The organism is Flagellimonas algicola (assembly GCF_005937185.1).
GTDB lineage: Bacteria > Bacteroidota > Bacteroidia > Flavobacteriales > Flavobacteriaceae > Flagellimonas > Flagellimonas algicola.
On sequence record NZ_VCNI01000001.1, the window covers coordinates 1,425,309 to 1,447,392 of the forward strand.

The window sequence follows — 22,084 nt, forward strand, 5'->3', positions numbered from 1 at the left end:
ATAAACACCTTCCCATATGCATCAGCCAAGAACATTTCTTGACAATTTCTTTTTGGTCATAAAAGGCCTCTGTATGGGTGCAGCCAACAAGGTTCCAGGTGTTTCTGGCGGCATTGTGGCCTTTGTGGGCGGTTTTTATGAGGAGTTTATCTATTCCCTTCAAAAAGTCAATGGCAAAGCTTTTAAACTCTTGGTCAACGGACGTTTCAAGAGTTTTTACCGCTATACAAACGGTCAGTTTTTACTGTTGTTGATTGCTGGAATGCTTATCAGTTATTTTAGCATATCCCGTGTATTGGATTACTTTTTGGAACAAAAAGAACTCTATGTTTGGGCTGGTTTTTTCGGAATGATCTTAGGTTCTATTTATTATATAGGGAAAGATTTTGATCATTGGAACAAACGTACTGTTACCTCCGGCATTATTGGGCTAATTGTGGGGATTTCCATCAGTTTTTTAAGTCCAGCAACGCAAAACGACAATCTGATTTTTATTTTCTTCTGTGGGATTATCAGTGTTTCCGGAATGACCCTACCTGGACTTTCCGGCTCGTTCATTCTTATCCTGCTGGGAAATTATGTGTTGCTGCTTGTGGATTCCGTCAATGCCCTTTACGATACCATTTCAGAAATGTTTAGCGGCGATTTTGGTTTCATGCAGGATGCCAAAAGAATGCAGACCTTAAAGATTTTGGCCGTGTTCACCTTGGGATCAGCCACCGGATTGGTCACTTTTTCCCATTTGCTGAGTTACGTTCTGAAACATTATAAGAAAATGTCAACAGCGGTTATTTTGGGCTTTATCACAGGTTCTTTAGGGGTTCTATGGCCTTGGAAACGTACCATGTTCAAAATGGACGCCCTCGGAAATCCCTTATTGGATAGCAACGGGGATAAAGTGATTCACAATTACGAACGTTACCTTCCTGATTTGGCTAATATGGAAACCTGGTGGGCCGTCGTATTTGTAATCTTGGGAATTTTGGTTTTATTAGCACTGGATTGGTATGGAAAAAACAGAAAAGAAAGAAAGCAGGTTCGGGCTGCTCGGTAAGAACATCAGCTATTCCTTTTCCCAAGGATATTTCACAAAGAAGTTTCAAGAATTGGGATTGGATGACCATAGTTATGAAAATTTTGACATTCCCCAGATTTCGGACTTTGAAACCTTGGTCACACAAAAATCCCTAAGAGGAATGAATGTCACCATTCCCTATAAGGAACAGGTGATTCCCTTTCTCTCCAAGTTGGATGATACCGCCAGCGCAATTGGAGCGGTCAACGTGATAAAGTTTGGCCCACAGGGCTTAACAGGATTCAACACCGACTTTTATGGCTTCCAGAAATCCTTGGAGCCATTTTTACAAGCGCATCATACCAAAGCCCTGATTTTGGGCACAGGAGGTGCATCAAAAGCGATTCGTTTTGTATTGAACGAATTGGGATTTGCGCACCAGTTTGTTTCCCGCAGCAAAAAAGAGAACCAATTCACCTACGAGGAATTGAATAGGGAAATTATGGAAGACCATACAGTAATCATAAACTGTACACCGCTGGGTACATATCCAAACCTTAGTGAAAAACCGGATATACCCTATTCCTTAATCTCAGAAAAACACCTTCTGTTTGATTTGATCTATAATCCTTCAAAAACGGCTTTTCTTGCTTCAGGAGAGGCCCAAGGTGCGGCTATTTGCAATGGGCAGCAAATGTTGGAATTTCAGGCGGAAAAAGCTTGGGAGATTTGGAACACACCATAAATGGTAATTTCTCACCCGTAGTTTTCTTCAAAGAAGGCTAAAAACCTGAACAAAAGAAGAATCACTACTTTTGTTATTGGGTAATATAGTTGTTAACTTGGCTATAATTATCATCGATCCAAAAAGGAAAACAAACTACGAATGCAGGACAACGAACAAGAACTTCAGGAAACTGAAGGTGGTGGTACTGAACAAAGTGCGGATACTGAAAAAACAACTATAGAGGAATCCCCCATTTCTGAGCCAAGTGCATCCGACACTGCAGTACAAGACAAGGATGAAGAAGAAACCAAGGTTACGCCAGATAGCGAAGCCAAGGAAGAACCCGTTACATCCAAATCTGAAGAAGACGATAAGGTCATTGAGGAAATCGAAGAATCGAACGCTGAAGATGCTGAAGATGTGGAGAACGAAAAGCGACATCATATTCCCTTTCTGGACTACCATTCCATGTCTATGGAAAACTTGGTGGGCGAACTACAACGTTTGGTAAAGAACGAGAAGGTACAGGCTATAAGTAAGCATGTTAGCTCCATCAAATACGAGTTTGACCAAAAATTCCAGGAATTTATAGAGCAAAAAAAGGAGGAATTTGTAGCCAATGGCGGCAATGAAATCGATTTTAGATATAACTCTGTAGCGAAAAGGCAGTTCAATGAGGTTTTTTCCGAATTCAGGGAAAAACGCGATCAGTACTACAAGAATCTGGAGCAAACCTTAAAAAGCAACCTCCAAAGAAGACTTGAAATCATTGAAGAACTTAAAAGCCTTGTAAACGTTGAGGAAGACATCAATACCACTTACAAGAATTTTAAGGACTTACAGGAAAACTGGCGAAATGCAGGGCCAGTTCCCAGAAACAGCTATAATGATGTGTGGCGGACCTATCACCATCACATGGAGATTTTCTACGACTTTTTGCACCTCAACCGGGAGTTAAGGGATCTTGACTTTAAACATAATTTAGAGGAAAAGCTCAAGTTGGTGGAAAAAGCGGAAGCACTGGCTAACGAACCTGATTTGGGCAAAGCATTCCGAGAGCTTCAAACCCTTCACAAAATTTGGAAAGAAGATATTGGTCCTGTGGCCAAGGAACAGCGAGAAGAGGTCTGGGGACGTTTCAGTCAAGCCACCAAGGCCATGCATCAAAGAAGGCAAGAGCACTATGGTGAGTTGGAAAAAGTTTATGAAAAGAACCTGGAGAAGAAACAGGAAATTATTGCATCCATAACGGAAATAGCCAATAATGTAACCCATAACCATCGTGCACTTCAACAGCAAATAAAGGAAATTGAGGCATTAAGGGATTCCTTTTTCAAGGCTGGAAAAGTTCCCCAAAAGGTGAACGAACAAACCTGGAGTGCCTTTAAGGAAGCGGTAAGGACTTTCAACCGAAATAAAAATGCCTTTTATAAGAGTCAGAAAAAAGAACAGCTGGAAAACTTGGAAAAGAAAAGAGCGTTGTTGGGTCTGGCCCTAGCTTTAAAGGATAGTGATGACCGGGAAATGGCCACTCCAGAAATGAAGCGCATTCAAAGTGAATGGAAAAAAATTGGGCATGTTCCGCGAAAGTACTCGGATAAGATTTGGAATGAGTTCAAGGATGCTTGCAACCATTATTTTAACCGCTTGCATGCCGAGAAAAACGAATCCCAAAAGGAGGAATTCGAGAACTACAACAAGAAAAATGCCTGCTTGGATCGTCTTAAAGCCTTCCAATTAACCGGTGACAACGAAAAGGACCTCGAAACACTCAAGGCTTTTATTGCTGAATGGAAATCGCATGGCCGAATTCCGTATAACAAAAAGCACATCAACGGCAAGTTCAATAAAATTGTGGATGCGTTGTTTAGAAAGTTGGGGGTAAGCAAACACGAGTCGGAATTATTGAGATATGGGGACAAGATGCAGGAATTGGTCAAATCTGATGATGATAGGGCCATAAGCAATGAACGAACGTTTATCCGAAGAAAAATTGACGAAAGCAAGTCGGAAATCCGGCAGTTGGAAAACAATCTTCAATTTTTCTCCAATGCCTCAGAGGACAGCCCATTGGTAAAGGATGTTATAAAGAATATAGACCAACACAAAGCGGCTTTGGAAACCTGGCAAGCCAAGCTCAAAAAACTGAATATTCTAAAGCACAACCGCAATAAAGAGGCTGAAGCAGCTGACGCCGAGAGTTCAAGCGAGGAGGAATAGCTCCCCAACCCCAAATCAATACTGCTCCAACAGATAGTTGATAAGGTCTGTGGTTGTTACAATACCCACTAGTTTTCCATCATCCACCACGGGTAAGGCATGAAATTCTTTGGAAGCCAAAAACTGAGCTACCTCCTTAATTGTAGTTTCGGAAGAAACACTCACCACGTCCCTCACCATTACTTGTGAAATGGTAAACATGTTGTACACCATGGTGTCTACACTTTCTTCGTGTTCATCCACAGCATCTGCAAAACTAATTCGTAATAAGTCCGTATAGCTGAGCATTCCTACAATTTCCTTTCCAGAAACTACGGGAATATGCCGTATACGGTTTTTCTTAAAAAGTTCTTCGGCGCTTACCAAATCGCTATTCGTGGTTACAGTAACCAAATTTCGGGTCATTATTTCGGAAACAGGGACTCTCTTTTTCATGATATCTGATGTTTATTTATCATGAATTTAGCTCGAATTCCCCTGCCAAAGCATGATAAATATCAGGAGCTGTTTTACCTTCTTGTATAAATCTTTACTTTAGTAACCACACTATATATTAATCAGCCATGTCCAGTAAACATCTCTCCCATTTTCCGCTAATCTGCACTCTTATAGCATTATCCCTAATAGTTGTAGACTGTAAGCCATCCAAAAAAAATGAGGAAATCCGAGAAACCGTCAATGCGCCCAACATTATCTACATTTTGGCCGATGATTTGGGTTATGGAGACCTTAGTTGTACCGGACAACAGCACTTTGACACCCCTAATATTGATAAATTGGCTCGGGATGGCATGTTTTTTACACAACACTATTCGGGGTCTACAGTATGTGCCCCTTCCCGTTCAGCGCTTATGACCGGGCAACATACAGGCCATACCTTCATCCGTGGAAACAAAGAGGTAAGGCCAGAGGGGCAACATCCGTTGGAATCAGAGGCTATTACCGTGGCAGAATTGTTACAGCAACAAGGTTACGCTACGGGAGCCTTTGGCAAATGGGGATTGGGTTATCCCGGTTCTGAAGGCGACCCCAATAATCAAGGTTTTGATGAATTCTACGGCTACAACTGCCAACGAATCGGACATAACTATTATCCGTACCACATGTGGCACAACCAGGAAAAGCAGTTGCTGGATGGAAACAAAAATTCAGAGACCAATGCGTATGGTCCTGATATTATACATGAAAAGGCCTTGGCATTTTTGGAAGCAAACAAAGACCGAAAATTCTTTATGTATTATCCTTCTGTTATTCCTCACGCAGAACTTGCAGCTCCTGAATCTTATATGACCAAGTTCCGGGAAAAATTTGCGCCAGAAAAGGAATACAAAGGGATAGATGACGGGGAACATTATAAAAATGGAGGGTATGGTTCACAAAAGGAACCTCATGCCGCATTTGCCGCAATGGTAAGCCTATTGGATGACCAGGTGGGGGAAATCCGGGAAAAATTGCAAACCTTGGGCATAGCGGAAAATACCATTATCATATTCACTTCGGATAATGGCCCTCATATGGAAGGTGGTGCCGATCCAGATTTTTTTGACAGCAACGCACATTTAAAAGGCTATAAAAGGGATTTGTACGAAGGAGGGATTCGTGTACCAATGATTGCTTATTGGCCTGATAAAATTAAAGCAGGTTCCACTTCAACCCATATTTCTGCCTTCTGGGATTTTCTGCCAACAGTACATGATCTGTTGCAACTAGATCCTCCGGAACATACGGATGGTATTTCATTTCTTCCAGAACTTCTGGGGGAGAAACAGGACAAGCATGATCACCTGTATTGGGAATTTCTTGAAAAAGGGGGAAGGCAGGCGGTTCGTCTTGACCAATGGAAAGGTGTACGCTACAATATGAGCCAAAACCCAGATGCACCAGTGGAGTTATACAATCTGACAACGGACAAAGGTGAAACCCAAGATGTATCAGCAGAACATCCTGAAATTGTTCAAAAGATAGTGGAAATCATGAAAGAGGAACACAGCCAATCCAGGGTCTTTCCTTTTGAATATGAAAAGTCGGCAGAAGAATAAATAGGATTGATTTCCTATTTGGCCACGTTCACGGACCGCGTCTCCCGAATAACCGTAACTTTTACTTGACCCGGATAGGTCATATCGGTTTGGATTTTCTGTGAGATTTCAAAAGATAGCTCAGCAGCTTTGTCATCGCTAACCTTTTCGCTTTCCACAATCACCCGCAGTTCCCTACCCGCCTGGATAGCATAGGCCTTTTGTACTCCATTAAATCCGAAGGCAATATCCTCCAAGTCCTTCAATCGCTGAATGTAAGAATCCAGAACTTGTCTTCTAGCCCCAGGACGTGCACCACTTATGGCATCACAAACCTGTACTATGGGAGAAATCAAGGTGTTCATTTCAATTTCATCGTGGTGGGCACCAATAGCGTTGCAAACCTCCTTCTTCTCCCCATATTTCTGGGCCCATTGCATACCTAAAATTGCATGAGGGGTTTCTACCTCAACCTCGGTATTGGGAACTTTGCCAATATCATGTAATAATCCAGCTCTTTTGGCAATTTTGGGATTCAATCCTAACTCCGCAGCCATTACCCCACAAAGTTTGGCCACTTCCCTGGAGTGTTGTAACAAGTTTTGTCCGTAAGAGGAACGGTATTTCATTCTACCAACAGCTTTGATCAATTCCGGATGAAGGCCATGGATGCCAAGGTCGATTACGGTTCGCTTACCAATCTCTGCAATCTCCTCATTGATTTGCTTCTCGGTCTTCTTTACGATTTCCTCAATTCGGGCTGGGTGAATTCTTCCGTCGGTGACCAAGCGATGTAAGGAAAGACGTGCCACTTCCCTCCGTACTGAATCGAAACAGGAAAGAATGATGGCCTCTGGGGTATCATCCACAATAATCTCAACTCCAGTAGCGGACTCAAGCGCGCGAATGTTTCTCCCTTCACGGCCAATAATGCGTCCTTTGACGTCGTCAGATTCAAGATTGAAAACGGAAACACAGTTTTCCACCGCTTCCTCCGTTCCAATACGTTGAATAGTATTGATTACGATTTTTCGAGCTTCCTGTTGCGCAGTAAGTTTGGCTTCTTCCAAGGTTCCCTGAAGATAGGCCATGGCATCTGTCTTTGCAGTTTCTTTTAAGGATTCCAATAACTGGCTCTTTGCATCTTCCGCGGAAAGTCCGGAAATGACCTCCAATTGCTGTACTTGGCTTTTGTGCAATTTATCAGCTTCGGACTGTTTCTTGTCCAAAATCTCACTTTTGTAAGTGACCTCTTTGATTCTGGTCTCCAGCTTTTCGTTTAACTTCTTGTTCTTCGAAAGCTCATTACTGATCTGGGATTCCTTGTCGCGGGTTCTTTTCTCTGCTTCAGCAATTTTCTTATCCTTATTTATAATGACCTTCTCATGCTCGGCCTTGAGTTCCAGGAACTTTTCCTTGGCTTGGAATATTTTATCCTTTTTTATGTTTTCGCCCTCTTTTTTGGCTTCCTTGACAATATCGGCAGCTTCCCTTTTAGCTCCAGAAATGGTTTTGGCCGCTTTTCCCTTCTCCAGCATTTTGGCAATGGCAAATCCTATGACCAATCCTACTACTGCGGCTACAACCAAAATTATAGTGTTATCCATGTTGTTTATGTTTGGTTATAAAAAAAGCCCACATTGGGCGAAGTCTTGTACAAACTCCAAATTACAGGTTTAGGGCTAACAAGCTGCTCAAGGATCCCTATACAGGTAGGGCCTGCTTTTACAACTTAAACTCACCCTTTTTAATTATAATAGTGTTGAGTTTGTCAAAAATTAATTACCAATGTGGGCAGTAACAAATATTTTATTTAAAAGAACTTATTTTATTCACCAAGTTTAGAATGTACCAAATCGTCCAGTGCTTTTAGTCGCTCATAAGCCGCTTTGGTGCTTTCCGAACTATCTATTCCCCCTTGCTCTATTTTGGAGGCAAATTGCAGGGCGCACATGGCAAGAACATCCTGCTTGTCGCGTACTGCATAATTCTGCTCAAATTTTTTGGCCAAACTTTCAATGTTCTTGGCCGCTTTCCGTAATCCTTCCTCTTGTTTAGGGTCTATGGTCAATGGATACACCCTATCTGCAATGGAAAGCTTTATTTTGAGCTTCTCCTCCATAATATTGGTACAAACTAATCTGCAAGCTTGGCTATGCAAACGTCCAGTTCGCGTATCAATGTATTTATCTTGAGCTTGGCTTCTGTTTTATTCGTATTACTACCCAGCATCGAGTTTGCCATTTTTAGGGAATTGTACTTTTCTTCCCAATCATTAACGGCTTCCTGTTGAGCTTTGGTCTCTTCTTTTGCGAGGTCGAGTTCTTTTTTCAACTTGGCATTGGCCTTGTGCAACAATTCCATTTTGTGCAACAATTTGCTCACCTTGTTTTCCAAAGAATCCACAATTTCAACAAGTTCGCCCATATGCAAACATCAAATGCGTATCACACAAAGTTAACCAACCTAGCCAAACCGCACAATACTTTTTGGTATTATTCTTTAAGGAATGCCCTACAAGCCCCTAAACCAAAGGGAAAGCCTTTTACCTAACCAAAATATGGGTTACATTCGTATGTAATTATAAATTACATTATGCGGTTTTACTTTCTGGGAATACTTTTGCTTTTATCCCCCTTTCTTCCGGCTCAGGAAAAATACCCTCAAGATACCTTTCAATCTCCCCTGGATATTCCATTGGTTTTAGCTGGCACTTTTGGCGAATTGCGTTCCAACCATTTTCACTCTGGAATTGACATCAAGACCCAACGCAGACAGGGGCTCCCCGTACTCGCCATTGCTGACGGTACGGTTACTCGAATCAAAGTCTCCTTATGGGGTTATGGCAAAGCCTTATACGTGGCTCACCCTAACGGGTATACCTCGGTGTATGCCCATCTTCAGAAATTCGGCCCAGAAATTGAGTCCTATATTAAAGACATTCAATACAAGAAACAGTCCTTTGAAGTTGAAGTATTTCCCGATTATGGCGAACTGAAGGTTACCAAAGGCAGTACCATTGCCTATTCGGGCAACACCGGGGGATCTTCCGGGCCACATCTCCATTTTGAAATTCGAAGCAGTGTCACTGAAAAACCTACCAATCCCTTACTCTATGGTTATGAGGTAAGGGATGCCACCAATCCTACGCTATTGGGTCTTTATGGTTATCCATTATCAGAAGATGCGGTAATCAACCAAAGCGCTCGGAAAATTCAGTTGAACTTTACCAAACAAACAGATGGCTCTTTCTTAGCGGATAAGATTTCCGCTATTGGAAATATTGGTTTCGGTTTTAACGGGTTTGATCGCCAAGATATGGCGGCAAACAAAAACGGGGTTTACGCCGTAAAACAGACCGTCAATGGAAAAGTGTATTCTGAATATAACTTTGAAACCTTTTCCTTTGGAGAAACCCGCTATATCAATACCCTCATTGATTATGCACATTATGGTAAATTCAGGCAACGCATACAAAAGTGTTTTAAGGAATCCCATAACCGACTTGGTATCTACAAGACACTGCACAACAATGGCGAAATAACCGTAAAGGAAGGGATGTCCTATACCGTGGAGCTCCATATTTCCGACATCCATGGCAACCAAACCAAGGTTATTATTCCAGTAGAAGGAAAAAGTGAAGCACCCAAAATCCCTAAAGGTGATTCAAAAACGGAGAATTTCATCATAGCCAATAAACCCAACAATTTTGATCTTGGAGCGGCCAAAGTGTATTTTCCCGCGAATACCTTTTATAAGGATTTTTATATTGAATTGGAAAAGGGGCAGGATACGGTTGCCATCCACAATGAGCAAGTGGCAGCCCACAGAAACTTCACCATCAGCTTTGATGCTTCCAAGTATTCCGGACTGGACAAAAAACAATTGTTCATTGCCCGACTCGATGACAGCCAAAAACCCCGGTATTCAAAAACCTTTAAGCGAGATGGTTCATTTACCACCCGAACCCGTACCTTGGGAACCTATACTTTGGCAAGGGATACCATAGCCCCGGAAATCAAAGCGCGAAACTTTAAAGAAAAGCAATGGCTGAGCAATTATAGCTATTTGAGCCTTAAAATATCAGATGACCTCAGCGGTGTTAACTCTTACAATGCAACACTGAACGGGGAGTGGATTTTAATGGAATATGAACCCAAGACCAAAACGCTGACCTACAATTTTGACGATAAAATCTTGGACAAAACACAATGCGACCTCAAGGTGGTCGTTACAGATAATGTAGGCAACTCCAGTACTTTTGAGAGTACTTTTTTTAGAAAATAGTGTTACCCCAAGCCAAAGCCCTTCCATTCCTGTTGTTCATTTTTTGGACTTTGACCATTCATGGTCAAACCGCAACAGTGGCGGGAACAGTCTTGGATGAGAACAACCAACCCATTCCCAATGTCAATATTTCAGTTGGGACGGAAGGTACCACTACAGATTCCAACGGGTATTATCTTTTGTTGCTGATTGCAGAAACCAAGCTCACTCTTACTTTCTCGCACCTGAGTCATGAAGATGTGGTTTTGGAAGACCTGATATTGTCCACAAACGAAACCTTTGAGTTCAACCCTGTAATGAACACCAAAATAACCCAAGTGGCTGGGGTAGAAGTTTCTCCCACAGGAGAAAAAAGCGTTGAAGGCATTACTACAGTAGACCCGGAGATTGTTCGTAAGATTCCGGGAGCAAATGCAGGGGTAGAAAATATATTGAAATTACTCCCCGGTGTTTCCTTCAACAATGAGCTTAGTACCCAATACAACGTCCGTGGTGGCAATTTTGACGAAAATCTTGTTTATGTCAATGGAATTCAGGTGTATCGCCCATTTTTGGTACGCTCGGCCCAGCAAGAGGGGTTAAGTTTTGTGAACAGTGACATGATTACTTCCTTGGAATTCTCATCTGGAGGCTTTCAGGCAAAATACGGAGACAAGCTGTCCTCAGTACTTGACATCACTTACAAGACACCCATTGAATTTGGTTTGAAACTAGAGGGCAGCTTTTTGGGTGCATCGGCCACAGTAGAATCCATTTCAAAAAACAATAAGTTTAGTAGTATTACAGGTCTGCGTTATCGGAACAACAGCCTATTGGTCAATAGCCAACAGACCGAAAGCAATTTCAATCCCACTTTTGTGGATGTTCAAAGTCTTCTTACCTATCGTTTTTCAGATAGATTCCATCTTAATTTCTTGGGAACTTATTCCGTCAACGATTACAAAAATGAACCCTTGACCCGGCAGACCAACTTTGGGACCCTGAACGACCCAAGGGCTTTGTTGATTTTCTATGAAGGTCGCGAAAATAGCAGCTATGAAAGCGGACTTGCTGCACTCAAATCGGACCTGTTAATAAACGATAACACAAAAGTGTCCGTGACTGCATCAGTTTATCACACGCAGGAAGAGGAATTCTCAGATATCATAGCTTCTTATGAATTAGGTGACTTGGACACCAATCTAGGTAGTGAAAATTTGGGAGAGGTGGTCAATTCCAGAGGTGTTGGCTCACAGCTGAACAGGGCTCGCAATCAATTAGATGCCTTAATCTTCAATTTTGCCCATAAAGGAGCCTATAAAAAAGGTAATGCTTCTTTGGAGTGGGGTGCCAAGTTTACCCATGAAGATATTCGGGATCAGTTACGGGAATCCGAATTTATAGACTCCGCAGGATTCTTCATCCGACCTTTTGAACCGGCATTCGTTAACAATCAACCGGAAGAGCCGTTCACCGGCGATCTTATAGCCTATGAAAGTGTGCAGGCCACCAACTTTGTGAAAACGAACAGAATTTCAGGCTATGCACAATATAGTGAGCACTCAAAACTGGGAGCGCATGATGTGTATTTCAACCTTGGCTTAAGGGCGCAATATTGGAGGTTGAGCGGAGAAGGGTTTGAAACCAATTCCCAGAGTTTGATAAGCCCCAGGGCACAATTCTCCATAAAACCGGATTGGGAAAAGGATATGTTGTTCCGATTTTCTGTGGGCGGTTACCAGCAACCACCGTTTTATAGGGAACTCAGGGATGTTGCCGGCAATATAAATCCCGAGGTGGAAGCGCAAAAATCCATTCATTATGTTTTGGGAAGTGAACTCAGCTTTAATTTATGGAACCGCCCTTTTACCTTGATCAGTGAGGCGTATTATAAAGATCTAACCAACGTCAATACCTATACCGTGGAAGACGTTAGGGTGCGCTATGTAGCCAACAACAATGCGGATGCCTACGCCTATGGATTTGATTTTAGACTCACTGGGGCTTTTGTTCCAGGAACCCAATCCTGGGTGAGTCTTGGATACCTTCAAACCGAAGAAAACTCCAATCAAAGAGGTTATATTTCCAGACCAACCGACCAGCGTTTTAAGTTTGCAGTGCTCTTTCAAGATTATATCCCCAACATTCCGAATCTCAAACTTTATCTCAATCTGGTTTACAACACAGGAGTGCCCGGAGGTTCTCCCAACAATGCCGATCCTTACGATTTTCAGAATAGATTAAGAGATTACAGAAGGGCCGATATGGGAATTTCGTATATTTTTGCGGACAGAAAAAACCAGTACCCGGAAGGACATTGGTTACATAAATTTAAGGAGTTCAACGTTGGATTTGAAATTTTCAATATGTTCAACAACCAGAATTCCATAACAAATACATGGGTTAGGGATGTGGACACGCAACAGCAGTTTGCGGTTCCCAATTTTCTTACCGGCCGTATTCTAAATTTAAAATTTGGGATGCGCTTTTAAAGTACATGAATGAAAAAATTTATTCTTCTTTTGTCGTTTTTGATGGTAGCCGTTGGTAGTGCGCAAAAGAATATTTACGAGAACAGAAGGTTTGATGAGTTAAGTGAACACCACGAGACCTTGGCTATCATCCCCTTTATTGCCAATTTGGATTTAAAGCGCAACGTAGATCGAAATGAATTGCTGGACTTGGCCAAAAAGGAGGGGTATGCCGTACAAAATGCCTTGGAAACCTACTTTTCCAAACGGAAGAAACGGAAAAAATTCAATGTTGACTTTCAGAATATTGAAGACACCAACGCTATTTTAGCACAAAATGGTATTACCTATGAAAATTTGGACATACATACCATCAAACAACTTTGCAAAATTTTGGAAGTTGATGGTATAATAAGCGGCAACCTCAGCCTTAATATACTGCTCTCCAAAGGTGTTCCCACAAACTTTAGCCTGCTGGACTATTTTAGCGGGGATGCCAATTACGGCAGGATTGGCGTAAAAGTGAGTGATGGCGGCTCTGGTAAACTCCTCTGGAAATACGAAAAAGCCATCACCAAAAAAACGGGAAAGAACACCACCGAGCTTATTGATCGCATGATGAAGTTGGCTTCCCGTAAATTTCCATACGACAAGGAAAAGAAGCAACGCAAGAACAAGAATTAGCTCTGCGCAAATTCCTTAAGCACTCCTATGGTGTAATCCAATTCTTCCTTGGTGTTGTATTTGGAAAATGAAAACCGCAAAGAGGGTTTTTCCAATTCCTCTGGAGCCAGGATTTGATTAAGCACATGGGACCCCATATTACTGCCTGACTGACACGCACTCCCCTTGGAACAGGCAATGCCTTTTATATCCAAATGAAACAGAAGCATCAATGCTTTTTGTTTATCAAAGGGCAAACGCACATTGGCCAAGGTGTAGGTGCTTTTATCCAGGTCCCCGGAATATCCGTTAAATTCAACTTCTGGGATGGCCTCCTTGATCTGCTCCACAAAATATTTTTTTAACCCTTTTACATATTGGATTTCATCCTCCAAGTTATCATAGGACTGCACAAAAGCCTCTTCCAGACCCACGATATTATGGAAAGGCTCGGTTCCCGCCCTATAACCCCGTTCTTGGGAACCTCCAAAAATCATGGGTTTTAAGCCCGAGTTTTTCCGGATAAATGCGAATCCAACACCTTTTGGACCATGAAATTTATGGGCTGCCGCAGTGAAGAAGTCAACTGGGGTATTTTCAACATCCCAAGGATAATGTCCAACAGATTGTACAGTATCCGAGTGAAAAAGTGCATCATGCGCTCTACAAAGAGTTCCAATCGCATGAATATCCACGATGTTTCCAATTTCATTGTTCACATGCATTAAACTGACCAATTTTTTACTATCGTCTTGCACTAAAAGTGATTTTAGGTGGTCCATTACGGGATTACCATAAGTGTCCAAATCCACAAATCGTAGCGAGATACCATATTCTTTTTCCAACTCCTCAGCGGTATGAAGCACCGCATGGTGTTCAATTTTGGAGGTGATAATAGTCTTTACCCCCAAGTCACGGACTGCACAACGAAGAATCATATTATCCGCCTCTGTTCCACCTGAAGTGAATATAATTTCGGCCGGTTTGGCATTCAGCGTCTTTGCAATGGTTTTACGGGCCTGCTCAACTGCAGTTTTGGCCGATCTTCCATAACTATGGGTAGAAGATGGGTTCCCGTAAAAATCAGAAAGTGCCACTTGCATTTTTGCAATTACCTCAGGTCTTACCTGCGTTGTGGCGGCATTATCCAGATAAACTTTTTGCATGGGTTAGCTATCAATTTTCGAATCATCAAAAATAGGCGAAATAAAGTTAATTTCTTTTAAAGATTATGCCTTCCTTAGGGTATTAAATTGGAATTCCTTTAAATTTGGCCCATGAGAAAATTATGCTTCCCAATGCTGCTTGTGCTCATGTTGTTTTCTTGCAGCGATGGCGACCTACAGATCGAGACCATTGACTTTAATGATCAAGTTGTTCAATTTTGTGATGATCCTGTTGCGAACACTAGCAACATCCTTTTTAAAATCAATGATAGTGAAGCACTCATTTTAAATCTACAAAGTGGAGTTTTAAATAATGGGGTCATTGGAGAAACGATTACTACGGAGAGTACCGTTCCTGGTCAATCACAGTTGACGTACCGCAACTTTTCAGGGACAGTGAGCTCCACCTATTTCTGTTCCGATATTCCACCCGCTACGCCGACGGTTTCCCAAGAAGTAGAAGCAGAAGATGGCACAGTTACCATTGAAACGGTGGCCAATGCAGATGAAACGGGTTTCGACCATGTAATTCTCCTAAGCGGCGTTTCTTTTGTTACCGAGAACGGGGAACGAATCACCAATTTAACCATTGATGAATTTGGAACGGTAAGCACAGAAATTACCAATTAGGCCTTTTGGGTAATATACACCTCAGTAGCCCCCAGTCCATATTTTTGATAGTCCGCATCGTACCATTTCACCCCTTCATATTTTTTAAAGAGGTATTGGAGTTCTTCTTTCAGAATACCCTCTCCCACACCATGGATAAACACTACTTTTTGGATACGTTTCCGAATGGCGAATTCCAGTTGACGCCTGGCGGTCTCCAGCTGCAAATTCATCATATCGAAATTGCTTAGACCCTTGGTGTTTTTTACCAATTGATGGATGTGTAGGTCCACTTCCATCCTTGGGGCATTCCGCAATTTGGGCTTATCCGCTTCGGATGGATTTCTCTTTGGAATTTCCTTTTCTTTTTTTACCTGCGAAACCTCAAAATTAGTCACCCTGATACCCTCTTTTTTGAGCAGCAGTTCCCTGTAATGATATTGCAATGGAAAACCATCTTCCGTGATGAGTGTGACCATATCCCCATCAACCGATTTCACCAAGCCGGAAATGTCCTCGTCCAAAACTTCTACCTTATCTCCTATCTGAAATCCAGTCATTGTTTGTGTCAAAAATATTTTGAAATTTCAACAGCAATATCAAAAATAATAGTAATTTACTTGGCAGTAACCAAGACCATGTTTTCACAACTAACCATTCTTCTCAGCGCCAAGGACTATATGTTGCCTTGTCTCAATAAAAAGCTTTTTGGAATTGATTGTCCCGGTTGTGGTATGCAAAGGTCGGCAGACCTACTTTTACATGGCGATTTTGTAGGGGCATTTAAAATGTATCCGGCAGTATATCCTATTGCACTACTGTTACTTTTTTTGATTACCAACCTCTTTTTAAAATTGAAATATGCACATCAAGTAAAATTCTTTTTGATGTTGGTTACTGCTGGGACCATTATAGTTAGTTATATATTAAAAATGAATAGTTTATTCAATTAAATTTCAAATTATGGAAAAACAAAAACTCCCAAATTCAACGCTGATTCTGGTTTTCGGAATCGTTTCCATAGTAACCTGTTGTTGCTATGGTGTTCTAGGACTGATTTTCGGCATCATTGCCTTGGTACTTGCCAATAAAGCCACAAAACTTTACATGGAAAACCCTGAGAACTACGAAGGTTTCAGTAATGTGAAAACTGGAAAAATATTGGCCATCATTGGTATTATATTGAACGTTCTTTATTTGGGTTATACCATATTCTTGTTTAGCACCATTGGAATGGATGGCATTCAGGAGATGCAAAGGGAACTCATGGAGCAATACGGCGGATAATCCCGAAAAGATATGAGTCAACAACCTTTACCAGGAGCAAGTACAGTGCTAACAATGGGGATTATCTCCATTGTTGGCACCTTTTTCTGTTGTGGTCCTTTTGGAGCCATCTTTAGCATAATTGCGCTACTGAAAGCCAAAACAGCCAGTCAATTGTACCTGCAGAACCCTGAAGCCTATACTGATTACAGCAATGTAAAGACTGGTAAAATCCTAGCCTATATTGGCCTGGCACTTGCCTTGGTATATTTGGTTCTGGGAATAATTTACTTCGGATTTATATTGGCCGTAATTGGAGCAGAAGAATGGGGCGGCTACTAGTTGGCCACTTCACTGATAAATTTGAGGCGGTAGAGCCGTAACTCTTCATCCTCATAATCTCCTTCAAACTCCTCTACAGCTTCGGATATGGAGTCGGAGTCGGCTTCCAGAAAATACTCGTGGATTTCCTCTTGCTGATCCTCATCCAAAATTTCGTCTATCCAGTAACCAATATTCAACTTAGTTCCACTAAAGACAATCTGCTCCATTTCCTTAATCAGATTGGGCAGTTCCAAACCTTTGGCCGACGCTATATCATCAAGAGGTAATTTTCTATCCACATTTTGAATAATATACAGTTTCAAACCTGAATTTGCCCCGGTACTTTTGACTACTAAATCATCGGGTCTGACCACATCGTTTTCGTCAACATAGCTGGCAATCAACTCTACAAAAGGTTTCCCATATTTCTTGGCTTTCCCCTCACCAACTCCATGAACGTTTAATAGTTCTGGTATTGTAATGGGGTATTTTAAGGCCATATCCTCCAAAGAAGGATCCTGAAAAACCACAAACGGTGGAACTTCCAGCTTTTGTGCTTCTTTTTTTCTGAGGTCTTTTAGAATTTTAAGCAAATTGTTGTCCGCGCCACCTCCTGATCTGGCCGCTGCCACTATCGCTTCGTTATTCTTCTCGCTATATTGGTGGTCCTTGGTCATCTGAAATGACCTGGGTTCCTGCAAGAAGCATTCTCCATCTGGGGTCAAATGTAAAATACCGTACTGCTCTATTTCCTTTTTGAGCAATCCAGCAACCAGCACTTGTCTAACCAAGGCCATCCAGTAAGGTTCGTCCCTTTCTTTCCCTATGCCAAAAAACTCCTTTTCATCCGTTTTGTGGGATGAAATCATGGCGTTTACCTTGCCTACCAAAACCTTGACAATTTCCTTGGTCTTGAATTTTTCCTTGGTATCCCTAACCACACTTAAGAGTTTGGCCACTTCGTTCATGGCCTCTTCCTTGGGCTTGGGATTCCGGGTATTGTCATCCATTTCGGCCCCGTCGCCATTTACTTCGTCAAACTCCTCCCCAAAATAATGCAGTATAAATTTTCGTCGTGACATGGAAGTTTCGGCATAGGCCACAATTTCCTGTAACAGTGCGTTGCCTATTTCCTGTTCCGCCACGGGTTTGCCCGACATGAATTTTTCCAGTTTTTCCACGTCTTTGTAGGCATAAAACGCCAAACAATGGCCTTCACCCCCGTCTCTACCCGCTCGTCCGGTTTCCTGATAGTAACTCTCAATGCTTTTTGGGATATCGTGATGGATTACAAAGCGAACATCGGGCTTATCAATTCCCATCCCGAAAGCGATGGTAGCCACCACCACATCAACCTCCTCCATCAAGAACATGTCTTGATATTTGGACCGTGTTTTGGCATCAAAACCGGCATGATAGGGTACTGCACTTACGCCATTAACCTGAAGTACCTGAGCTAATTCCTCTACTCGTTTTCGGCTTAGACAGTAGACAATCCCAGATTTACCTTGGTTTTGTTTCACATATCGGATAATATCCGCATCCACGTTTTGGGTCTTGGGTCGTACTTCGTAAAAAAGGTTGGGCCTATTGAAGGAAGCTTTAAATACTTTGGCATCGGTCATGCCCAAATTCTTGATGATGTCTTCCTGAACCTTGGGCGTTGCCGTTGCAGTAAGACCGATGATGGGTATATCGTCACCTAACCGGCTTATGATACTCTTCAAATTTCGGTATTCCGGCCTAAAATCATGACCCCATTCCGAAATACAATGTGCTTCATCCACCGCCACAAAGGAGAGGGGAACACCTTTCAAAAATTCAATATTCTCTTCTTTGGTCAATGATTCTGGTGCTACATACAACAACTTGGTAACGCCATTGGTAATATCCTCTTTGACCTGCTTCACCTCTGTTTTGGTCAAAGAAGAATTAAGTACATGTGCAATTCCATGGTTTTCAGAAACTCCACGTATAGCATCCACTTGATTTTTCATCAAGGCGATAAGTGGGGAAACAACAATGGAGGTCCCCGCTTTCATTATGGCCGGAAGCTGGTAACAGAGGGATTTGCCACCACCTGTGGGCATGATAACAAAGGTGTCATTGTTATCCAATATATTTTGAATAACCTTCTCTTGAAGACCTTTAAACTGTGAAAATCCGAAGTATTTTTTAAGCGAGGTATATAAATCAGTATTGGTAAGCCCCATTCCCATGCGTTCTTTTAATATCAAGCAACCTAATCTGGAGGTGGTTCATATTCTAATTTTAAATATCAATTTAAAAGAAGAAGCAATCTATCTTTCCTAAATGGTCTGTAAGCGATAGTTTGTTTAGTTTTGTAAACTTAAATATAAGACATTCTTTTAGGAATACAATTAGATAATCAGTTAATTACCTTGGACGAAACCCAATCTATTCTATCTATTGCAAAAAGGACGCTGGAAACAGAAAGCAAAGCCATCCATAATTTGATAAATCAATTGGATGAGCAGTTTGCCCAGGCCGTTCAACACATACTAAAATCCCAGGGCAGGGTGGTTGTGACCGGCGTTGGAAAAAGTGCCATTATCGCTTCTAAAATTGTGGCCACACTCAATTCTACCGGAACCCCGGCTATTTTTATGCATGCCGCAGATGCCATCCATGGCGACCTGGGAACCATCCAGAAAAATGATGTGGTGGTCTGCCTGTCCAAAAGCGGGAACACCGCAGAGATCAAGGCATTGCTGCCCCTGATTAAAAATGGCAGCAACAAACTCATTGGCATAACGGGAAATATGGATTCCGTTCTATCCAAACAAGCCGATTTTGTACTTGGGGCCTATGTGGAAAAAGAAGCCTGTCCCAATAACCTTGCTCCCACCACCAGCACCTCGGCGCAATTGGCCATGGGTGATGCCCTTGCCATCTGTCTTTTGGAACTCAGAGGCTTTAGCAGCTCGGATTTTGCCAAATATCATCCAGGGGGAGCTTTAGGCAAAAAACTATACCTAAGGGTGGCGGATATCGTTGTGAATAATCAAAAACCACTAGTGGACATAAATTCCAGCGTCAAGGAAGTAATTGTGGAGATTTCCGAAAAAATGCTTGGGGTCACTGCGGTTATGGACAACAATAAAGTTGTTGGAGTGGTTACTGATGGGGATATCAGACGTATGCTAAGCAAATATGACAATATTGGAGAGCTTACTGCCAAGGATATTATGACCCAAAACCCTAAATCCGTGGATGTGGACACCTTAGCCGTAAAAGCATTGAAAATGCTGCAGGACAACGGCATTTCGCAATTATTGGCATTTGACAATGGGACTTATTCAGGCGTGGTTCATTTACATAACCTCATAAACGAAGGCATCCTTTAATGGCAAAAAAACAGAACAACCCCGACGAAATGTCCTTTTTGGACCATTTGGAAGAATTGAGATGGCATTTGATCCGATCCGTAGCTGCCATCGTCATTGTAGCCTGTGGTGCCTTTATCATGAAGGATTTTATTTTTGACACCATCATATTTGGTCCAAAAAAAATGGACTTTCCTACCTATCAATTCTTTTGCAAGATTGCCAATTTTTTCGGTATGGAATCTGAATTTTGTAGTGACTCCCTGCCATTCACAATCCAAAACCGAACTATGGCCGGGCAGTTCTCAGCACATATCTGGACTTCCATTTGGGCTGGTTTTATCATTGCCTTTCCGTATGTGCTATGGGAAGTATGGCGTTTTATAAGTCCGGGGCTCCATTCCAACGAACGCAAACACTCGCGTGGATTTATATTAGTGGCTTCATCCTTATTCTTTTTGGGAGTTTTGTTTGGATATTATGTAGTGGCGCCTCTCTCAATCAACTTTTTGGGAACCTATCAAGTGAGCAAGGAAGTAACCAACGAAATCGACATTAGCTCCTTCATCGCCAATGTTAGATCTTCAGTTATTGCTTGTGGGGTGATGTTTGAATTACCCATTATCATCTTCTTTTTGACCAAAGTTGGATTGGTCACACCAGAAATTCTTAAAAAATACAGGAAAATAGCATTGGTAGTCGTGTTAATTCTTTGTGCCGTAATTACCCCACCTGATGTTACAAGCCAGATAATTGTGGCCATTCCAGTATTGTTGCTATACCAAGCCAGTATTTATATCTCCAGTATCGTAGTAAAAAGAGAAGCTAAAAAAGAAAAACAAAATGCCAAATAAAGTAGAAGAATTCAATGCGTATCGGGCTAAGATGAACGATAAGCTCCTGGCAGAAAACAACAAAGTAATCAAGCGTATCTTTAATTTGGACACCAATGCCTTTATGGAAGGTGCCTTAGATGTGAAGACCAAGGAATTGTTAGGTTTGGTGGCCTCTGCCGTGATGCGTTGTGATGATTGCGTCAAATATCATTTGGAAAGCTCTAAAAAAACAGGGGCGAATAAAGAAGAGGTCATGGAAACCCTAAGCATTGCTACCCTTATTGGAGGAACTATAGTGATTCCCCATCTTAGACGTGCTTATGAGTATTGGGAAGAACTGGAATCCATTGAGGCTTAAAAAATTCCCAAAGTCCATGATCCCCAAAGAGAATATGTTTAGTTTTGGCGAATTCTTATGAAGCTACGTGCTGAAAATATCATGAAGGCCTATCGAGGCCGTAAGGTTGTAAAAGGTATTTCCCTAGAGGTGAACCAAGGAGAAATTGTAGGTCTGCTAGGACCCAATGGTGCGGGAAAGACCACCTCCTTTTACATGATTGTTGGTTTGATCAAACCCAATGGGGGGCAAATCTTTTTGGATGATATGGAGATTACCACCTTTCCTATGTACAAAAGAGCCCAACATGGAATCGGTTATCTGGCCCAAGAAGCCTCGGTATTTAGGAAGTTAAGTATTGAGAAGAACATTCTAAGTGTCCTCCAATTGACCAATTTGTCCAAAAAAGAGCAACACATGAAAATGGAGTCGCTTATTGATGAATTTGGATTGGGACACATCCGCAAAAACCGTGGAGACCTGTTATCCGGTGGGGAGCGCAGGCGTACGGAAATAGCCCGAGCCCTGGCCACCGATCCCAAATTTATTTTGTTGGATGAACCATTTGCCGGTGTAGATCCCGTGGCCGTGGAAGATATCCAGCGTATTGTGGCCCAACTAAAAAATAAGAACATTGGAATTTTGATTACCGACCACAATGTTCAGGAAACTTTGGCCATCACCGAGCGTTCTTACCTAATGTTTGAAGGTGGTATCTTAAAAGCAGGTATACCGGAAGAACTTGCGGTTGATGAAATGGTACGAAAGGTGTACCTAGGTCAAAACTTTGAGCTTCGAAAAAAGAAGCTGGATTTTTAG

22 protein-coding genes and 1 other RNA gene are annotated in these 22,084 nt (G+C 42.0%); 15 read left to right on the plus strand and 8 right to left on the minus strand.

The window, feature by feature from the left end:
• The first annotated feature begins 16 nt into the window (after positions 1–16).
• From FGG15_RS06225 to FGG15_RS06235, 3 genes are all read left to right on the plus strand, one after another.
• On the plus strand, positions 17–1,054 hold the full coding sequence (locus tag FGG15_RS06225; protein ID WP_138834313.1) for a DUF368 domain-containing protein: 1,038 nt from the start codon (positions 17–19) through the stop codon (positions 1,052–1,054).
• Entirely contained in the window at positions 1,008–1,760 is a 753-nt protein-coding gene (locus tag FGG15_RS06230) for a shikimate dehydrogenase family protein (RefSeq protein WP_138834316.1), read from the plus strand. The genes FGG15_RS06225 and FGG15_RS06230 overlap by 47 nt, the downstream gene beginning before the upstream one ends.
• A gap of 141 nt (positions 1,761–1,901) precedes the next feature.
• On the plus strand, positions 1,902–3,962 hold the full coding sequence (locus tag FGG15_RS06235; protein WP_138834317.1) for a DUF349 domain-containing protein: 2,061 nt from the start codon (positions 1,902–1,904) through the stop codon (positions 3,960–3,962).
• Between the two features lie 15 nt (positions 3,963–3,977).
• Here FGG15_RS06235 and FGG15_RS06240 read toward each other — a convergent pair whose 3' ends face one another.
• Positions 3,978–4,397 carry a CBS domain-containing protein gene (locus FGG15_RS06240; RefSeq protein ID WP_138834319.1) on the minus strand — a complete coding sequence of 140 codons (420 nt, stop codon included), beginning with the start codon at positions 4,395–4,397 and terminating at the stop codon, positions 3,978–3,980.
• A gap of 128 nt (positions 4,398–4,525) precedes the next feature.
• On the opposite strand from FGG15_RS06240, the gene FGG15_RS06245 reads away from it, so the two are divergent.
• On the plus strand, positions 4,526–6,001 hold the full coding sequence (locus FGG15_RS06245; protein WP_138834328.1) for an arylsulfatase: 1,476 nt from the start codon (positions 4,526–4,528) through the stop codon (positions 5,999–6,001).
• A 14-nt stretch (positions 6,002–6,015) separates the two neighbouring features.
• On the opposite strand, the gene rny is transcribed toward FGG15_RS06245, so the two are convergent.
• The 4 genes from rny to FGG15_RS06265 all read right to left on the minus strand — a co-directional run bounded on the left by rny (position 6,016) and on the right by FGG15_RS06265 (position 8,407).
• Positions 6,016–7,587, minus strand: a complete 1,572-nt coding sequence (rny, locus tag FGG15_RS06250; protein WP_138834330.1) for a ribonuclease Y — start codon at positions 7,585–7,587, stop codon at positions 6,016–6,018.
• Between the two features lie 51 nt (positions 7,588–7,638).
• A non-coding RNA gene (gene ssrS / locus FGG15_RS06255) (6S RNA) lies at positions 7,639–7,748 on the minus strand.
• A gap of 60 nt (positions 7,749–7,808) precedes the next feature.
• Positions 7,809–8,102 (minus strand): cell division protein ZapA, encoded by a 294-nt coding sequence (locus FGG15_RS06260; RefSeq protein ID WP_138834332.1) that lies wholly within the window; start codon positions 8,100–8,102, stop codon positions 7,809–7,811.
• A gap of 14 nt (positions 8,103–8,116) precedes the next feature.
• Positions 8,117–8,407, minus strand: a complete 291-nt coding sequence (locus FGG15_RS06265; protein WP_138834334.1) for a hypothetical protein — start codon at positions 8,405–8,407, stop codon at positions 8,117–8,119.
• Between the two features lie 168 nt (positions 8,408–8,575).
• Here FGG15_RS06265 and FGG15_RS06270 point away from each other — a divergent pair, with 168 nt between their 5' ends.
• The 3 genes from FGG15_RS06270 (at position 8,576) to FGG15_RS06280 (ending at position 13,401) form a co-directional block, all read left to right on the plus strand.
• Complete coding sequence (locus tag FGG15_RS06270) at positions 8,576–10,267, plus strand: M23 family metallopeptidase (protein ID WP_138834336.1); 1,692 nt, start codon at positions 8,576–8,578, stop codon at positions 10,265–10,267.
• A gap of 77 nt (positions 10,268–10,344) precedes the next feature.
• Positions 10,345–12,738: a TonB-dependent receptor gene (locus FGG15_RS06275; RefSeq protein WP_237561757.1), complete on the plus strand. Its 2,394-nt coding sequence runs from the start codon at positions 10,345–10,347 to the stop codon at positions 12,736–12,738.
• A gap of 9 nt (positions 12,739–12,747) precedes the next feature.
• Complete coding sequence (locus FGG15_RS06280) at positions 12,748–13,401, plus strand: hypothetical protein (RefSeq protein WP_138834340.1); 654 nt, start codon at positions 12,748–12,750, stop codon at positions 13,399–13,401.
• On the opposite strand, the gene FGG15_RS06285 is transcribed toward FGG15_RS06280, so the two are convergent.
• Complete coding sequence (locus FGG15_RS06285; protein ID WP_138834342.1) at positions 13,398–14,546, minus strand: cysteine desulfurase family protein; 1,149 nt, start codon at positions 14,544–14,546, stop codon at positions 13,398–13,400. The genes FGG15_RS06280 and FGG15_RS06285 overlap by 4 nt on opposite strands.
• Positions 14,547–14,657: 111 nt before the next feature.
• Here FGG15_RS06285 and FGG15_RS06290 point away from each other — a divergent pair, with 111 nt between their 5' ends.
• Positions 14,658–15,176 (plus strand): hypothetical protein, encoded by a 519-nt coding sequence (locus tag FGG15_RS06290; protein WP_138834344.1) that lies wholly within the window; start codon positions 14,658–14,660, stop codon positions 15,174–15,176.
• Here the strand turns inward: FGG15_RS06290 and FGG15_RS06295 are convergent.
• On the minus strand, positions 15,173–15,715 hold the full coding sequence (locus FGG15_RS06295) for a Smr/MutS family protein (protein ID WP_138834346.1): 543 nt from the start codon (positions 15,713–15,715) through the stop codon (positions 15,173–15,175). The genes FGG15_RS06290 and FGG15_RS06295 overlap by 4 nt on opposite strands.
• 78 nt (positions 15,716–15,793) lie before the next feature.
• Here FGG15_RS06295 and FGG15_RS06300 point away from each other — a divergent pair, with 78 nt between their 5' ends.
• From FGG15_RS06300 to FGG15_RS06310, 3 genes are read left to right on the plus strand one after another with little or no spacing between them, the layout of a single operon-like run.
• The gene (locus FGG15_RS06300) at positions 15,794–16,108 is read left to right on the plus strand and encodes a DUF2752 domain-containing protein (RefSeq protein WP_237561758.1); all 315 of its coding nucleotides are present in this window, start codon (positions 15,794–15,796) and stop codon (positions 16,106–16,108) included.
• 10 nt (positions 16,109–16,118) lie between these two features.
• Positions 16,119–16,442 (plus strand): CCC motif membrane protein, encoded by a 324-nt coding sequence (locus FGG15_RS06305; RefSeq protein ID WP_138834348.1) that lies wholly within the window; start codon positions 16,119–16,121, stop codon positions 16,440–16,442.
• Positions 16,443–16,454: 12 nt separating this feature from the next.
• A complete protein-coding gene (locus FGG15_RS06310; RefSeq protein ID WP_138834350.1) occupies positions 16,455–16,763 on the plus strand; it encodes a CCC motif membrane protein in 309 nt (102 codons plus the stop codon).
• Here the strand turns inward: FGG15_RS06310 and recQ are convergent.
• Entirely contained in the window at positions 16,760–18,958 is a 2,199-nt protein-coding gene (recQ, locus tag FGG15_RS06315) for a DNA helicase RecQ (RefSeq protein WP_138835414.1), read from the minus strand. The genes FGG15_RS06310 and recQ overlap by 4 nt on opposite strands.
• Before the next feature lie 189 nt (positions 18,959–19,147).
• On the opposite strand from recQ, the gene FGG15_RS06320 reads away from it, so the two are divergent.
• From FGG15_RS06320 to lptB, 4 genes are read left to right on the plus strand one after another with little or no spacing between them, the layout of a single operon-like run.
• On the plus strand, positions 19,148–20,113 hold the full coding sequence (locus tag FGG15_RS06320; RefSeq protein ID WP_138834352.1) for a KpsF/GutQ family sugar-phosphate isomerase: 966 nt from the start codon (positions 19,148–19,150) through the stop codon (positions 20,111–20,113).
• Positions 20,113–20,946 carry a twin-arginine translocase subunit TatC gene (tatC, locus tag FGG15_RS06325; RefSeq protein WP_138834354.1) on the plus strand — a complete coding sequence of 278 codons (834 nt, stop codon included), beginning with the start codon at positions 20,113–20,115 and terminating at the stop codon, positions 20,944–20,946. The genes FGG15_RS06320 and tatC overlap by 1 nt, the downstream gene beginning before the upstream one ends.
• Positions 20,936–21,286, plus strand: a complete 351-nt coding sequence (locus FGG15_RS06330) for a carboxymuconolactone decarboxylase family protein (protein ID WP_138834357.1) — start codon at positions 20,936–20,938, stop codon at positions 21,284–21,286. Before tatC ends, FGG15_RS06330 begins: the two co-directional genes overlap by 11 nt.
• A 57-nt stretch (positions 21,287–21,343) precedes the next feature.
• Positions 21,344–22,084 (plus strand): LPS export ABC transporter ATP-binding protein, encoded by a 741-nt coding sequence (gene lptB / locus FGG15_RS06335; RefSeq protein ID WP_138834359.1) that lies wholly within the window; start codon positions 21,344–21,346, stop codon positions 22,082–22,084.